This window comes from Polaromonas sp. CF318 (assembly GCF_000282655.1).
Lineage (GTDB): Bacteria > Pseudomonadota > Gammaproteobacteria > Burkholderiales > Burkholderiaceae_C > Polaromonas.
On the sequence record NZ_AKIV01000009.1, the window covers coordinates 1 to 15,953 of the forward strand.

Annotated in this window: 13 protein-coding genes; 5 read left to right on the plus strand and 8 right to left on the minus strand. The window is 65.9% G+C overall.

The features are described from left to right. The 3 genes from PMI15_RS01210 to lpdA form a co-directional block, all read left to right on the plus strand. On the plus strand, nt 1-1,026 hold a 1,026-nt coding region (locus PMI15_RS01210; protein WP_007862767.1), incomplete at its 5' end, for a dihydrolipoyllysine-residue acetyltransferase. A gap of 7 nt (nt 1,027-1,033) precedes the next feature. After that, the gene (locus tag PMI15_RS01215) at nt 1,034-1,624 is read left to right on the plus strand and encodes an MFS transporter (RefSeq protein WP_007862769.1); all 591 of its coding nucleotides are present in this window, start codon (nt 1,034-1,036) and stop codon (nt 1,622-1,624) included. Further along, nucleotides 1,621-3,453 (plus strand): dihydrolipoyl dehydrogenase, encoded by a 1,833-nt coding sequence (gene lpdA, locus PMI15_RS01220; RefSeq protein WP_007862770.1) that lies wholly within the window; start codon nt 1,621-1,623, stop codon nt 3,451-3,453. The genes PMI15_RS01215 and lpdA overlap by 4 nt, the downstream gene beginning before the upstream one ends. 64 nt (nt 3,454-3,517) lie before the next feature. Here lpdA and soxA read toward each other — a convergent pair whose 3' ends face one another. From soxA to PMI15_RS01260, 8 genes are all read right to left on the minus strand, one after another. Beyond that, nucleotides 3,518-4,291 carry a sulfur oxidation c-type cytochrome SoxA gene (gene soxA / locus PMI15_RS01225; RefSeq protein ID WP_007862774.1) on the minus strand — a complete coding sequence of 258 codons (774 nt, stop codon included), beginning with the start codon at nt 4,289-4,291 and terminating at the stop codon, nt 3,518-3,520. Continuing rightward, a complete protein-coding gene (gene soxZ, locus PMI15_RS01230) occupies nt 4,288-4,611 on the minus strand; it encodes a thiosulfate oxidation carrier complex protein SoxZ (RefSeq protein WP_007862776.1) in 324 nt (107 codons plus the stop codon). Before soxZ ends, soxA begins: the two co-directional genes overlap by 4 nt. Further along, nucleotides 4,611-5,075 carry a SoxY-related AACIE arm protein gene (locus tag PMI15_RS01235; protein ID WP_036837059.1) on the minus strand — a complete coding sequence of 155 codons (465 nt, stop codon included), beginning with the start codon at nt 5,073-5,075 and terminating at the stop codon, nt 4,611-4,613. The genes soxZ and PMI15_RS01235 overlap by 1 nt, the downstream gene beginning before the upstream one ends. A 19-nt stretch (nt 5,076-5,094) precedes the next feature. Beyond that, nucleotides 5,095-5,550, minus strand: coding sequence for a sulfur oxidation c-type cytochrome SoxX (gene soxX, locus PMI15_RS01240; protein WP_007862779.1), 456 nt, complete (start codon nt 5,548-5,550; stop codon nt 5,095-5,097). Then, on the minus strand, nt 5,547-7,763 hold the full coding sequence (locus PMI15_RS01245) for a xanthine dehydrogenase family protein molybdopterin-binding subunit (protein ID WP_007862780.1): 2,217 nt from the start codon (nt 7,761-7,763) through the stop codon (nt 5,547-5,549). The genes soxX and PMI15_RS01245 overlap by 4 nt, the downstream gene beginning before the upstream one ends. Then, on the minus strand, nt 7,760-8,263 hold the full coding sequence (locus tag PMI15_RS01250; RefSeq protein ID WP_007862781.1) for a (2Fe-2S)-binding protein: 504 nt from the start codon (nt 8,261-8,263) through the stop codon (nt 7,760-7,762). Before PMI15_RS01250 ends, PMI15_RS01245 begins: the two co-directional genes overlap by 4 nt. Nucleotides 8,264-8,424: 161 nt before the next feature. Continuing rightward, the gene (locus tag PMI15_RS01255) at nt 8,425-9,540 is read right to left on the minus strand and encodes a winged helix DNA-binding domain-containing protein (RefSeq protein ID WP_007862783.1); all 1,116 of its coding nucleotides are present in this window, start codon (nt 9,538-9,540) and stop codon (nt 8,425-8,427) included. Nucleotides 9,541-9,542: 2 nt separating this feature from the next. After that, the gene (locus PMI15_RS01260; RefSeq protein ID WP_007862785.1) at nt 9,543-10,454 is read right to left on the minus strand and encodes a glycosyltransferase; all 912 of its coding nucleotides are present in this window, start codon (nt 10,452-10,454) and stop codon (nt 9,543-9,545) included. A gap of 592 nt (nt 10,455-11,046) precedes the next feature. On the opposite strand from PMI15_RS01260, the gene PMI15_RS01265 reads away from it, so the two are divergent. Together PMI15_RS01265 and PMI15_RS01270 are read left to right on the plus strand one after the other, a co-directional pair. Then, nucleotides 11,047-12,729, plus strand: a complete 1,683-nt coding sequence (locus tag PMI15_RS01265; protein ID WP_036837058.1) for a ShlB/FhaC/HecB family hemolysin secretion/activation protein — start codon at nt 11,047-11,049, stop codon at nt 12,727-12,729. A gap of 61 nt (nt 12,730-12,790) precedes the next feature. After that, on the plus strand, nt 12,791-15,953 hold a 3,163-nt coding region (locus PMI15_RS01270), incomplete at its 3' end, for a filamentous hemagglutinin N-terminal domain-containing protein (RefSeq protein WP_007862789.1).

The window sequence follows — 15,953 nt, forward strand, 5'->3', positions numbered from 1 at the left end:
CCCGCCGCAGCTGCGGCGGTCGCACCCGCACAGGCCACCGCATCGGCCCCTGCCAGCCAGTCGGCCCACGACCCCACCACGGCGCCGCAGGGCAGCCTGCCGCACGCCTCGCCCTCGGTGCGCAAGTTCGCGCGCGAGCTCGGCGTGCCGCTGGCCGAAGTCAAGGGCTCAGGCCCCAAGGGCCGCATCACGCAGGACGACGTGCAGGCCTTCACCAGGTCGGTGATGGACGGCAGCGTACGCACCCAGGCACAGGCCGCCAAGGCCCCGGCATCTTCGGGCGGCGGCGCCGGCCTCGACCTGCTGCCCTGGCCCAAGGTCGACTTCACCAAGTTCGGCCCGGTCGAGCGCAAGGACATGTCGCGCATCAAGAAGATCAGCGGCGCCAACCTGCACCGCAACTGGGTGATGATCCCGCACGTCTGCAACCACGACGATGCCGACATCACCGAGCTCGAAGCCTTCCGCGTGCTCATGAACAAGGAAAACGAGAAAGCCGGCATCAAGATCACCATGCTGGCCTTCCTGATCAAGGCCTCGGTCGCCGCGCTCAAGAAATTCCCCGAGTTCAACGCCTCGCTCGACGGCGACCAGCTGGTGCTCAAGCAGTACTACAACATCGCCTTCGCCGCCGACACCCCCAACGGCCTTGTCGTTCCCGTCATCAAAAACGCCGACCAGAAGGGCATCGTGCAGATCTCGCAGGAGATGGGCGAACTCGCCAAGAAGGCGCGCGACGGCAAGCTGAGCCCGGCCGACATGTCCGGCGCCTGCTTCACGATCTCGTCGCTGGGCGGCATTGGCGGGCGCTACTTCACGCCCATCATCAACGCGCCCGAGGTCGCCATCCTGGGCGTCTGCAAGAGCTCGACCGAGCCGGTCTGGGACGGCAAGGCCTTCCAGCCGCGCCTGATGCTGCCGCTGTCGCTGAGCTGGGACCACCGCGTGATCGACGGCGCCGCCGCCGCGCGCTTTAACGCCTACCTCGGACAGATCCTCGCCGACTTCCGCCGCGTCCTTCTTTAATCCGAAGATGACAACGCTTGTAGTCGTCAAAAAGGCGGGGCAGGTTGCCATCGCCGCCGACACGCTGGTCACCTTCGGCGACACCAGCCTGGGCCACCGCTTCGAGGCCAACAGCAAGATCTTCAAGGTCGACACGCCCGCCGGCATGAGCTATGTCGGCATGGCCGGCACGGTGGCGCATTTCCCGGTGCTGCGCAAAGCCATGGCGGCCCTGCCCAAGGACCAGCTCAAGCTGGGCTCGCGCGACGAGGTCTTCGACACCTTCGTCAAGCTGCACCCGCTGCTCAAGGAAACGTTTTTCCTGCAGACCAAGGAAGACGACAACGACCCCTACGAGTCCAGCCAGTTCACCGTGGTCATCGCCAATGCCAGCGGCATCTACGGCCTTTACAGCTACCGCGAAGTCTTCGAGTTCAAGGAGTTCTGGGGCATAGGCTCGGGCCGCAGCTTCGCGCTGGGCGCCATGCATGCCGCCTGGGACAAGGCCAAGACCGCGCGCGAAGTGGCCATGGCCGGCCTCAATGCGGGCTGCGAGTTCGACAAGAACTCCGCCGGACCCGTCGACATATTCACCCTTAAATTGAAAGCCTCCAAATGAGCGCATCCAGCCTGGTAGACATCAAGGTGCCGGACATTGGCGATTTTGACGAAGTGTCCGTGATCGAAGTGCTGGTCAAGGCCGGCGACACCATCAAGGCCGAGCAAAGCCTGATCACCGTGGAAAGCGACAAGGCCTCGATGGAGATCCCATCCTCCGCCGCCGGCGTGGTCAAGGAGGTCAAGGTCAAGCTGGGCGACAAGGTCAAGCAAGGATCCGTCGTGCTGACGCTGGAAGCTTCCGGCGCCGCTGCCGCCACCGCTCCTGCGCCTTCACCTGCGCCTGAGAAGAAAGCCGCCGCTCCGGCCGCAGCCGCGCCTGTCGCGCCCGCCCCAACGGCCGCCAGCTTCAGCGGCTCCGCAGACCTCGACTGCGACGTGCTGGTGCTGGGCGCCGGCCCCGGCGGCTATTCGGCCGCCTTCCGCGCCGCCGACCTGGGACTGAAGGTTGTCCTGGTCGAGCGCTACGCCACCCTGGGCGGCGTCTGCCTCAACGTAGGCTGCATTCCCTCCAAGGCGCTGCTGCACGTGGCCGCCGTGATGGACGAGGTCAAACACTTCGACAGCCTGGGCGTGAGTTTTGGCGAGCCCAAGCTCGACATCAACAAACTGCGCACGCACAAGGAAAAAGTCGTCGGCAAGCTCACCGGCGGGCTCACGGCCATGGCCAAGATGCGCAAGGTCACCGTGGTGCGCGGCCTGGGCCAGTTTGTCGGCGCCCATCACCTCGAGGTGGAGGAAACCACCGGTACCGCACAGGAAAAGTCGGGCAAAAAACAAACCATCGCGTTCAAGAACTGCATCATCGCCGCCGGCTCGCAAGCGGTGCGCCTGCCTTTCATGCCGGATGATCCCCGTGTGGTGGACTCCACCGGCGCGCTGGCGCTCAAAGAGGTTCCCAAACGCATGCTGATCCTGGGTGGCGGCATCATAGGCCTGGAAATGGGCACCGTGTATTCCACCCTGGGCGCGCGCCTGGACGTGGTCGAAATGATGGACGGCCTCATGCAGGGCGCCGACCGCGACCTGGTCAAGGTCTGGCAGAAGATGAACGCGCCGCGTTTTGACAACATCATGCTCAAGACCAAAACCGTGGGCGCCAAGGCGACCAAGGCGGGTATTGAGGTCAGCTTCGAAGGCGAGGGCGCCCCGGCGCCGCAGACCTACGACCTGGTGCTGCAGGCCGTGGGCCGCACACCCAACGGCAAGAAGATCGGCGCCGAGAAGGCCGGCATCAGCGTGAGCGACCGCGGTTTCATCCCCGTCGACATCCAGATGCGCACCAATGTGCCCCACATCTTCGCCATCGGCGACATCGTGGGCCAACCCATGCTGGCGCACAAGGCCGTGCACGAAGCGCATGTGGCCGCCGAGGTCATCGCCGGTGAACTGCAGGGCAACAAGGAACTGGCCAGCGCCGCCTTCAACGCTCGCGTGATCCCCAGCGTGGCCTACACCGACCCCGAAATCGCCTGGGTGGGCCTCACCGAGGACCAGGCCAAGGCGCAGGGCATCAAGGTCAAAAAGGGCCTGTTCCCCTGGACGGCCTCCGGCCGCGCCATCGCCAACGGCCGCGACGAAGGCTTCACCAAGCTGCTGTTTGACGACAGCCCCGAAGCCCACGGCCACGGCAAGATACTGGGTGGCGGCATCGTCGGCACCCATGCCGGCGACATGATCGGCGAGATCGCGCTGGCCATCGAAATGGGCGCCGACGCGGTCGACATCGGCAAGACCATCCACCCGCACCCCACGCTGGGCGAAAGCATGGGCATGGCCGCGGAAGTGGCGCACGGCAGTTGCACCGATTTGCCGCCCGCGCGCAAGTAAGCGGCGCGTCGCGCACACCACAAAAAGCCCGGGCATGCCCGGGCTTTTTGCTTTGAAGGGCAGCTCAGGGCCGCACGCCCGGCGCCTCCATGGCCATGCCTTTGGCGCGTGTCTTGAGGTAAAGCTCCAGCTCCACCAGCTCCTGCGCGCCATAGGCAAAGGGCTCGGCGCGCACGCCGCTCATGCAGCCGCGCATGCGGCGCTGCAGCGAGCCCATGGCCTGCCATTCGAGGCGGTACACCGGGTAGCCGGTGGGATGTGCTTCGGGGATCACGTTGCCGGCCAGGCGTTTGCCGGGCAGGCCGTCGTGGCATTGCGCGCAGGACAGGTTGAGTTGCCCGACACGTTGCATGAACAGCTGCTGGCCGCGCTGGCGGAAGGGTTCGAGCCTGGCATCGTCGGGCGGCGCCAGCGGCAGGCCGCGCGACTGCAGCGCGACATAGGCTTCCAGGCCGAGCAGCTCCTGGCTTTCAGGGCGCAGTGGCGCGGCCTGCTGGTGCTGCTGGCGGCACTGGTTGATGCGCTGGCCCAGGGTGACGGGGCGGCCCAGGCCGGCATCAAGCGCCGGGTAGCGCGCCGCCACGCCGCGCATGCTGCTTTGCGCCGCCGCATGGCAGCTGATGCAAGCCTTGCCGCTGGCGCCCGCCGGCTGCTTCCACAGCGCTTCGCCGTCCTGTACCCACAGCATGCCGGGGTTGAGTGCATCGTCCTTCTGCATGGCCTGGGTGGCGGCGCCCATGTCTTCAAAGCCCGAGCGGCGGCTGTCCTTGGGGAGAGGGGTTTGCGCGCCGGCGGTGCCCATCAGGCACACCAGCAGCAGAGGCAGGATGCGCGTCATGCCGTGACGGCCAGCTGGATGCTTTCCGACTGCGAAAAACCATTGTCGCCTTCCCAGCTGAGCACCAGCGTGCCGCTGTCGGTGGCCACGGTATGGAAGGCGATGTAGGGGTTGGCCGAAACAGCCGAAAACAGCTCGGCGCTGAATACCAACTCGCCGTTGTAGCGGCAGCTGAAGGTCTGGATGATGTTGCGCGGCAAGACCTTGCCGTCCTCGCCGGCGCGAAAGCCGGTTTCCATGGGATGGCCTATGGTGGCGCGTATCTCTATGATGTCGCCGCGCCTGGCGGTGGAGGGGGCGTTGATCAGGGTGCGGGCCATCAGGGCTCTCCCTCGATGCAGGCGGCGAGCGTGACGATGACGTTGACCGTGTGCGACCAGTAACTGCCGTCGCTCATCTGCGCGACGGCCACCAGCTGCTGCGAGGTGGCCAGCCGTATGCGTGTGGTTGCGCTCGCCTTGCCGGCGCGCGGGCCCAGCGTGAAGCGGGCCACGTCGCGCTGGGGATTTTTCTCGTTGAAGACGGCGATGCTTTTGACGTGGTCGGCGGCGGTCATGGGGCTGTCTACCGTGACGGTGATGGGCACCACATTGCCGTTGTCCACCAGTTCGGCCACATCGAGCTTGACCTTGCCCGCGCGAACCGGCGCGCCCCGGGTGTAAGCCGCCACGGCCACCGCCAGGTCGCCCACGGCGGCGGATGCGGGGCGCAGCACCACCCCCATGGCCAGGCCGGTGGCACCTGCCAGGATGTGGCGCCGGCGGGGTAGGGCGGGTTGCTGCATGGGCGGTGTCATGGCCGTCTCAGTTTCGCAGTGTGCGCAGGAAGGCCACTACGTCCTCGATCTGCTGGGCGTTCATGATGGGTTTGCCCTGCCAGGCGGTGCCCACGCGCACCAGGCCCTCGCTGGGGTAATAAGCCGGCATGAGGCTGGCCGGGTTCAGGCGCTGCGCGTCGGCGATGCGCAGGCGCAGCTGGCCTTCGCTCCAGCGCGAGCCCGCGCCCGCCAGGTCGGGCGCCAGGTTGCCCTGGAAGCGCTCTTCGGGAATCGGCCCGCTGTGGCACAGCAGGCACAGGCCCAGTTGCCGGCTGGCGACGAGGGCGCGGCCGCGCACCGGGTCACCGGGCGTGGCCGTCAGCGCCTGCGGGATGGCGTCGCCGACGACCTGCAGCGGCGGCTGTGGTTGCTGTTGTTGCGCGAAGCCGGTCCAGGGCGCCATCATCATCACCCCGCCGGCGATGGCGCCTTGCCAGTTCATGCCTTCTTGAGGTCGTGGTTTTTCAGCGGCAACTCGCGTATGCGTTTGCCCGTGGCCGCGAACACGGCATTGAGCACCGCCGGCGCGGCAACCGCGATGGTGGGTTCACCCACGCCGCCCCAGAAGCCGCCCGAGGGCACGATGAGGGTTTCCACCGCGGGCATGTGCTGCATCTGCACGACGGGGTAGGTGCTGAAGTTGTCCTGCTCCATGCGGCCGTCTTTTTGCGTGCATTCGCCGAAAAGCGCCGCGGACAGGCCGTAGGCGAAAGAGCCCTCGACCTGGGCCTCGATCTGCTGCGGGTTGACGGCGTAACCCGGGTCGGTGGCCGCCACGATGCGGTGGATCTTGAGCATGCCGTCCGGGCTGACCGACACCTCGGCGCAGGCCGCCACATAGCTGCCGAAACCCATGGTCTGGGCCAGGCCGCGGTAGACCTTCTGGCCGCCCACGTCGGGCGGCGCCACGCCCCACTTGACGCGCTCGGCCACGGCGTTGAGGACGGCCAGGTGCTTGGGATGGTTTCCCATGAGCTTGCGCCGCAGGGCCAGCGGGTCTTGTTTGGTGGCGAAGGCGATTTCGTCGATAAAGGACTCGAGGTAAATAGTGTTCTGGTTCAGGTTCACGCCGCGCCAGAAACCGGGCGGCACGCTGGGGTTGCGCATCGCATGGTCTATCAGCAGGTTGGGGAAGCTGTAGCCTATGGAGGCCTCGGGTCCCGGCGCGTTCAGGCCCTGGAACTGCACCGGGTCCAGCCCGTTGCGGATGTTTTGCGGAAACACGCCGGCCAGGATGGACTGGCCGGAGATGCGCATGTGCAGGGCCGTGACATTGCCCTGCGCGTCCAGCCCTGCCTGCAGCTTGCACTGCGTCACCGGGTGGTAGCGGCCGTGCAGCATGTCTTCCTCGCGCGTCCACAGCAGCTTGACCGGCACGCCCGGCATTTGTTTGGCGATGTCCACGGCCTGGCGCACCCAGTCGTGCACCGCGCCGCGCCGCCCGAAGCCGCCGCCCAGGTGGATTTTGTAGACCTCGCATTTGGCGACCGGCAGCCCCGCGGCTTCCGAGGCCGCGGCCAGCGCCGCTTCGCCGTTCTGCGTGGGCGTCCAGACCTCGCAGCGCTCGGGCGTCCAGCGCGCTGTGGCGTTCATGGGCTCCATGGTCGCGTGGTTCTGGTGCGGGTAGGCATACACCGCTTCGATGCGCCTGGCCGCCGATGCCAGCGCGGCCTTGGCGTCGCCGTTCTGGTTGCCGACCACCGCGTCGTTCGCGTCCAGCCCGGCCTTGAGCATCTGGGCCACGCTGGCGCTGGAGTTGGCGGCATTCGGGCCGTTATCCCATTCGATGGGCAGCGCGTCCAGCGCGGTCTTGGCGCGCCACCAGGTGTCGGCCACGACCGCCACCGCACTGTCCCCGACCGCCAGCACTTTTTTCACGCCGGGACGTTTTTCGATCGCGGCGGCGTTGAAGCTCTTGACCTTGCCGCCAAACACCGGGCAGTCCTTGATGGCCGCATTGAGCATGCCGGGCAGTTTGAGGTCGGCGCCGTAGACCTGCTTGCCCGTGACCTTGTCCTGCGTGTCCAGGCGCGCCAGGCGCTTGCCCACGAGTTTCCAGTCTTTCGGGTCCTTGAGCGTGACCTCGGCGGGCGGCGCCAGTTTGGCGGCCGCGACCGCGACCTTGCCGTAGCTCACGCTGCGGCCGGTCGGCGTGTGCGTGATGAGGCTGTTGGCGGCGCGGCATTCGGACACAGGCACCTTCCATTCATTGGCCGCGGCCTGCACCAGCATCATGCGCGCGGTGGCCCCGCCCTTGCGCACGTAGTCGTGCGATTCGCGTATGCCGCGGCTGCCGCCGGTGGAGAAATTGCCCCAGGCCCGGTTGCGCGCGAGGTTTTGCCCCGGTGTCGGGTATTCGGTGGTGACTTTCGCCCAGTTGCATTCCAGCTCTTCGGCCACGAGCTGCGCCAGGCCGGTCAGGCTGCCCTGGCCCATTTCAGAGCGGGCGATGCGAATGACCACCGTGTCGTCGGGGCGCACGACAACCCAGGCGTTGATCTCCGGCGAGTCGCTGCCCTGGGCCGCGGCCATGCCGGCGAAGGGAATATGGAAGGCGACCACCAGGCCGGCCGAAGCGCCCGAGGCCAGGAAGCGGCGGCGCGACAGCCGGGGCGATGCCAAAGCGGATGAGGAGGGCAGGGTGGTGATGCTCATGTCGTGCTCCCGTCGGTGTGCTGGATGGCGAGCGCCGCGCTTTTGGTGTTTCCGCCCGCGGCAACGACCTTGATGGCGGCGCGTATGCGGTTGTAGGTGCCGCAGCGGCAGATGTTGGTCATCGCCTCGTTGATGTCGGCGTCCGTCGGATTCGGTTTGGCCTTGAGCAGCGCCGCCGCCGTCATCACCATGCCGCACTGGCAGTAGCCGCACTGCGGCACGTCCAGCGCCACCCAGGCTTTTTGCACCGGGTGCGAGCCGTCGGGCGACAGGCCTTCGATGGTCACGATTTTCTCGGCCGCACCGACCGTGGAGACGGGCCGCACGCAACTTCGCGTGGGCACGCCGTCGATGTGCACGGTGCAGGCACCGCAGGCCGCGATGCCGCAGCCGTATTTGGTGCCGGTGAGCCCGAGCTGCTCGCGCAGGACCCACAACAGCGGTGTGTCGTCCTCCACTTCAAACTCACGCACGGTACCGTTGACGTTCAGTTTTGCCATGGATGCGCTCCTCACTATTTGAAAGAACAGGATGGGCCGGACTGGAGGCGATAGTAGCGCCGGTACATGTCGAATGCACCAGGAGCTTCTATACCTGAGTAATGTGCTGACTCGGACAGCTGCAAAAAGTTTGACCGGGTAAACCCTTGTGATGAAGGGCGTCAGCTGGCTTCCACCAGCGGCAAGCCCATGAAAATCGCATAGCGCTGCGCGGCAAGCCGCAACGCGCCCGCGCTGCCGCGCGGCAGCGGCGCGAAGGGCGCGGTGACGATGCTGAGCCCACCTTTTTTGACTTCCGCCTGCCAGGTGCCAGCAACGCGGCCGTCGAGCAGCAGCGCGGGGCGGAACAGGCCATTGGGTGTCATGAGCTTGCCGGCATGCGCGGTATCGACGATGGCTTTACGGTCGGTGTAGCCCAGCACATATTCGTCAAAACCCGCCAGCAGCTGCAGCGCCGGCTTGCCGGCCGGCCGGGCAAGCGCCTGCGTGCGCTTGGACCACCAGACGGTATCGCCCCCAAACAGTGCATGCGAAAGGCCAGGGCCGGCCATCTCCAGCGCCGCCCTGGCTTCGCCGGCCGCCAGCCCGGACCACCACGTGAAGTCCGCCAGCGTGGCCGGGCCGTGGCTGGCGAAATAGCGCTGCGCGAGTTTTTTCAACGCCTGCTCACGCGGCAGCTCGGGCTGCGGCGGCAGCCATTCGTCAAGCAGGGTGTAGCGGGCCTGCTTGCCCTGCGGGTCGCCCAGGCAGATCAGCCCGGCCTGGGCCGCGCGGTACAGGATGCGGCCGCCGCGCTGGCCTTCGGTGTTGATGCGGTGCCGGGCGAGTGCGGCAAAAAGTTCCACGCGCGTCAGTTGTTGCCCCCCTTCAAGACACTGACGCAGGGCCGGCAGGATTTTGCGGAAGGCGGCTTCGTCGAGATCCACCTCGCGGTAGGCGGCCGCGGTGCGGGTCAGCAAGGCCGGCGCGGCCAGGGCCAGCAGCCAGCGCAGGTCGGCGGCCGCCGCCAGGTGCAGCGTGCCGCGCAAGACCCAGCTGCGCACCACCTTGCGCCTGGCCAGCGCATCTTCTATCGCCGCGTCGGTGATGGCGGCAGTGGCCGCGAAGCGTGAGCCAACGGCCCAGCGCGCATGGGCATATTCCTGCGCCTGCACCGCGCCCATCCATTGCACGGCCTGGTCGACCCGCTTGAAATCGGCCGGCCCGGAAGGCTGTGCGGCCAGGCGATGGCTGGCCAGCCGCAACGCGATCAACTCCTGCCGCGAGATGTCGGCCATGCTCAGGCGATGGCCTCGATCATCGCCAGCATGCGGCTTTGCCAGGCCGCCGGTGAAAAGCGCTCGCGCAGCAACATTTGCGACGCCTTCACCATGGCCTCGCGCCGCGGCACATCGGCCAGCAGTTCGGCGCAGGCCCGCGGCAGGTCCTCGAGTTCGGCCATCACCATGTGCACGCCGGGAACAATGCCGAAATCCTCCCAGCCCTTGAAGCTGTCGGACACCACGGCCGTGCCGGCCGCCCAGGCCTCGAAGGTACGGAACTGGTCGAAGTAGCGCAGTTCGGAATCGGCATGCACATTGAGGTTGATGCGCGCGCCCGCACGGCAGGTGTCACGCGCCGCGCCCCAGAGGCCGCTCCAGATGAACTCGGCCCTCAGCGGGTTCGCGCCGGCGAGGAAGAGGCGCTCGGCTTCGCGCCGCCTGGCGGTATCGCCGCCCAGCATGACGATGTCCCGCGTCCTGTCCGCTTCCGGCAGCGGTGCGCGCAGATGTTTGTCCGCCACCAGGTAGGGGAGGCGGAAGGTGGTGAGGGCCGGGAAATAGTGCGCAAGGTAGCGTTCGATGGACGCATCCATGGCCATCACCGCATGCAGGCCGGGCGCGATGGCGTCGAAGAGTTCGGCCTTGTGCCGGTGCACCGTGGCTGATGTGTTTCGCGTCAGCGGGTCGAACATCCACAGCACATGTTTGCCGTGCCGCGGCAGGCCGCGCCTGGCAAAACGCGGAAGGGCGTAAATGCCGGCGACGAGCAGGTTGATATCACAGGCGCCCACCTCGGGCAGCGGCGCCTCGGTGCTATTGCCCATGTCGATGAACTCGACCTCGTGCCCGGCTTGCAGCAGGACGTCCATCCACAGGCGGACGGCACGGCCGAACAGGGTTTCTATGTCGGTGTAGAGATGGATTCTCAATGCGCTTTCCGTTTTTTCTTTTTGCCTTCGCCGCTTATAGCGCAATTTCGCGGCGCGGCGAGAGCGTGGGACCGCAGGCCTTCGCAGGCTTCCTCGAGTTCAAGACAGAGGACGCATGCAAACAAGAAAAAACAAGGCAGGAGCGCGGGTGATTTTGCATCTGCGATCCAAAACGTTGCGATACCGGGCCCGCGCCCAAAACAGGCGAGGCGGGCAATAACGGCCACGATCACCAAAAACTTTACACAAGCGGCCGCATCTTTTTAAAGCGTTCCAGGCCCGGATAGCCAAGGGAAGAAGGGCTTGCAGTAAGCCGTAGGTAGCAAGAAACCCGGTATTGCAAGCCCGAAAGGCAAAGACAAGCCTGTAAATGTAAGTAACAAGAATTCGTTGCTAAAAAAACGGGCAAAAATCATGTCACAAAGTTGGCAGTTATTAATCACTTTTTCTTGCTTGTATCGCCTTTCACAATTGGTTACCGTGAACTAATTCACGAAAAAAGCTGTTTCGAATGCGGGCAGCCTGGTCCAGCGATTTGTAACTTTCGACTTTTGAGTGGGATGCAGCAATGAAGCGTACCGATGGTGCAGGCATGCACGACGTTCTCTCTTATGCCCTTGTCCTGTCCTTGGCTTTTCCAGTCGTCGCCCTGGCACAACAGCAGCCATCCACCATAGACCCTGGGCGCCTTCGCGAACGCTTTGACTTTCAGCCCGAACCTGAACCCGCACCGCCGCCGCCGCAACTCAGGAGCGAGCCCGCCGGGCTCCTGCCGGATTCGCTCAAGGCCATACGCGTCACGCTCAAGGAGGTCCGCATCGAGAGCGCCACCGTGCTGCCGGGCAATGCCTTGCAGGCGCGCGCCGACAGCTACACCGGGCGCGAGATCACGGGTGCCGACATCCTCGAACTCGCGTCCTCGCTGACCGCGATGTACCGCAACGCGGGCTACATTCTTTCGCTGGTCGTGGTGCCGCCGCAGTCGCTCGCGGACGGCACGCTGACGCTGCGCGTCATCGAGGGCTACATCGCCCGCGTGAACGTCCAGGCCGGGCCGGGCGTGAGTGCCCATGTGCAGGAACAGCTGATGCGCCTGGGCGAAAAGATCCAGGCCTCCAGGCCCATAGAGGGCCCCGTATTGGAGCGCTACCTGCTGATCGCCAATGATTTTCCCGGCGTGGAATTGCGCAGTGTGCTCGCGCCTTCGCAGGCGCCGGGCGCGGCCGACCTCACCCTGGTCGCCAACGTCAAGAAGGTGGAAGGCTTTGCTTCCATTGACAACTACGGCTCCAAATACCTGGGGCCCACACAGCTGACCCTGGGCGTGGTCGGCAGCCAGCTGCTGGGCGTGAACGACCAGTGGCGTTTTGTCGGCGTGGGGACCGGCAATTCCGAAATGGCCTATACCCAGCTTTCCTACAGCCAGGTCGTCGGCACCGAAGGCTTGCGGCTCTCGGCCGCCGTGTCCCGCGCCCGCACGCAGCCCGGCGATGTGCTCAAGCCTTTTGATGTGCACGGCAATGCCGACACGGTGTCGCTGTCCGCCGCCTATCCCCTGCTGCGCAGCCGCAATGAAAGCCTGACCGCGCGCGCGGCCTACGACCATTCCGACGTCCACACCGAGGTGCTGGGTACCCGTGTGATCGAAGACCGCATACGCGCGCTGCGCCTGGGCCTGAGCTGGCGTGTGCTGGACCGCCTCGACGGGCAGAACTCGCTGGACGTCGATTTCAGCCAGGGCCTGGGCGGCACGCAGGAGTCCGATGTGCTCAAGAGCCGGGTCGGCGCCAAGGGCGTGTTCAACAAACTCACTTTCGACTACGAGCGCTCGCAGTTTGTGGGATCGAATTTTTCGTTCACCGTGGGCGTGGGCGGGCAGTGGGCCAACACGCCGCTGCTGTCGTCGGAGCAGTACGCGCTGGGCGGACGGCGCTTCGGCCGGGCCTATGAGCCGGCGGAACTCGTGGGTGAACGGGCACTGGCCTTTCGCATCGAGCCGCGCTATGCCGGCGGCGCCGCCGGTATGCCGGGGCTCAAGTCCTGGCAGCTGTTCGGCTTCTACGACATCGGCAAGGTCTGGAAGGTCGGAAGCGTCACGCCCGGAACGCCCGCCAGCCAGAGCCTGGCTTCCGCCGGCCTGGGCCTGCGCTTCTTCCTTGAGAAAAACGTGGTCGCCGCCATCGAGGCCGCCTGGCCGCTGACCAAATCCATCGCGAGTTACCAGACCGGCGGCAAGAACCCGCGGCTGATGGGCTCGCTGCTGGCGCGGTTTTGATGATGTTCACTGGATCCGTCCCTGTTGTTCCTTGTTTGTTTTACGTTCAAGAGGTGATTCCATGCAAGCCAAACTCCCTGCGCAGCGTCTGCGTCCTCCCGAATGGCGGCGGCCGTCCTTTGCGCTGAAAGCCCTTCCCGCCGCGGCGGCGCTGCTCTTCGCGCCGCCCGGCTGGACCGTCGACATCGTGGGCGCGGCGGGCCTGCCGCAGAACGGCACGGTTTTTTCCGGCACGGCGTCGGGATCGGTGGCGGGTAACCAGATGACCATCAACCAGGCCAGCACCCGGGCCGTGGTGGACTGGGGCTCCTTCAACATCAATCCGGGCAAGGCGGTGCAGATCGTGCAGCCCAACGCAGCGTCGGCCATCCTCAACCGCATCAATGGCGACACCAATGCCACGCACATCATGGGCAGCCTGTCGGCAAACGGCATGGTGATGCTGATGAACCCCAACGGCGTGATGTTCGGGCCGAACGCCACGGTGAATGTGGGCTCGCTGATCGCCACGACGGGCACCATAGACGCGAACAACTTCATGAGCACCGGCGTTGCGCAGATCACCGGTGCCACGGGCAGCATCACCAACCAGGGCGGTATCACCGCGCAGGGCGCCGGGCTGGTGGCGCTGGTTGCGCCCTCGGTCACCAACCAGGGCAGCATCAGCGCCACGGGCGGCACGATCGCGCTGGCGGGCGCCACGGCCGCCACGGTCTCGCTCAACGGCGGGCTGTATGAATTCGCCATCGCCAGCGGGGCGACGGGCGTCAATGTGTCCAACGCGGCCGGCGCCAGCCTGAACGGCGCGAACTTGCGCCTGGGCGTCGGCGACGCGGCCAACCTGCTGTCGGGTGTGATCAATCTTGAGGGTGTGCAGCAGGCCAGCAACGCCATCGTCGTGAACGGCGATGCGGTGGTGCTGAAGTCGGCGCTGCAGGCGCCCAGCGTCAGCGGCAACTCCAACCATATCGACGTTTACGGCGGCGCGCGCATCCAGGATGCGGTCAACATCGCCAAGACCGGCACGGCGGGGGCGGGCGGCGCTGTGAATGTCCACGGGGGCACATACGCCGAGCAGGTCACCCTGAACAAGGCCAACCTGACGCTGACCGGCATGAATGGAGCCAATATCGACGTGCTCGAGGGAAAAACCGGAGTGGACATCACCGCGAATGGCGTGACGGTTGAAGGCATGCAGGTCACAGGCCCTTACAGCCAGAACTTCGCTGCCATCAACTGGACTGGCCTGAGTACGACGGGGGTGAAGATTGCGTCAGGCGTGACCGGCGCGACCGTACGTAACAACACGATTAAAAATGTCCGAAGCGGGATTCAGGTCACCAACGCTACCGCCGATATCACCGGAAACACGATTGAAAACACCAAGGGCGCCATTCTTGTGCGTTCGAACAATGTGACCATGTCGGGCAATTCCAGAGGGCTGGTGGGCAATGAATGGGACATCGTTTTTCTGGACGGCGTAGCGAATGGCTCCTATTTTGTGTCTCCGCATGCCAGCGAAGCGCAGTATGGGGCCGGCGTGATGGCCATGTCTGCGGCCAACGGCGACATGCATATTCTTGATCGCCGCTACGGCGTCAACGGGCTCCTGGGCTCCACACCGCAATTTGGCAACCGCTCGCACGTTACCGTCAGTTCGGGCGCCAATTTCACCGCTGCCGACGACTTCAACCTCGGCAACGGCCTTGGCAACGACCGGCAGCCATTGGGCACGATCCAGGCCGGCGTGAATGCCGTGGTCGCGGGAGGCATGGTGAATGTGACAGCAGGGACCTATGCCCAGCCGTCAACCCTCGTTATCAATAAGAGCCTGACGCTGGCCGGTTCGGGCCAGGACACGACCGTGATAGACGCGCGCGGCGTCAGCGGCTACGGCATCAACGTGACGGCCAACAATGTGTCGCTCAGGGACTTCACGCTCTACGGGCCCAGCGCCAACGTCGCTTCGTCCTACGGCATCAAGGTGGCGCCTGTGGGCGGCCCCTCGGCCCGGCTGCGCGACTTCACCATCCGCAACGTGACCAGCCGGGGCGCGGGCCGGGCCGAGCTGGACCTCAATGGCGTGGACGGCGCGGTCATCGACCATGTCACGGCCAACGGCGCGCCCGTGGGCAACGATGCGGGCAGCACGCAAGGCGCGGGCATCCAGCTGACCGACAGCGCCAACGTGACGGTCAGCAACAGCACCACGCGCAACAACGCCTGGGGCGGCCTGGCGCTTTACCAGGCCAACCGCTATTACAACCAGCAGATGAACGACATCACGGTGGCGGGCAACAACAGCTTCACCGAACGCAACCCGGTCTACCTGCAGGACGAGTCGGCCGGCACCAACTTCGGCACGCTCCGCATCGCCGGCTTTGACTTCGCGGTGCGCAACGCCAGCACTGCGGGTGACAACAACCAGTACACCTGGCTGCAGGCCTCGCAGCAAAATGCGTTTGACTATGCCGTGAACCTGGGCAGTTCCGCCTCCAGCTATGTGCAGGGCTGGAGCGGCACGCAGGCCACGCAGGACTTCCACGTCGGCATCGGCAGCCTGCTGGGCGGCGGCACGCAGGCCCTGTCCATCAACACGGCGCTGGGCAACGCGGGCAACGGCGCCAACATCCGCGTGGCCGCGGGCGCGTACGGCGAGAACGTGGTGGTGAACAATCCCTACAACCTCTACTTCAGCGGCAGCACGCTGCACAGCCTGGTGCTCAATGCCGGCGCGGGCGGCTCCGGCATCGCCGGCACGGTGACGGCCGACGGCGCGGGCGGCATCGTGTTCCAGGCGCCGGTCAGCCTGCTCGGCGACACCACGCTGGCCACGCTGGGCGCCGACATCACGCTCAATGGCGACATCCAGAATGCCGGCGGCACAGCCCGTGCACTGAGCCTGTTCGCCGGCTCCGGCGCCAACCGCGGCAATGTGCATATGCTGTCGGGCGGCACCGAGGCCAATGCGCTGGGCCAGTTCGAGGTGGTGTCCGATGCCTTCAGCCTGGACAGCACGCTCTGGGTCAAGGGCTACGGTATTGACGCCCTGGGCAATGTCGCGCTGAGCAACCACACCTTGCGCGGCCAGGACGCCAGCGCCACCAACACCCTGAACGCCGGCGGGGATGTCAGCGGCTCCACCATCAGCCAGGGCGCCGTCCAGGTCACCAGCGGTGGCGACGTCTCGGCCAACGTCACCGCCAGCGAAGTGGCGGTGGCCG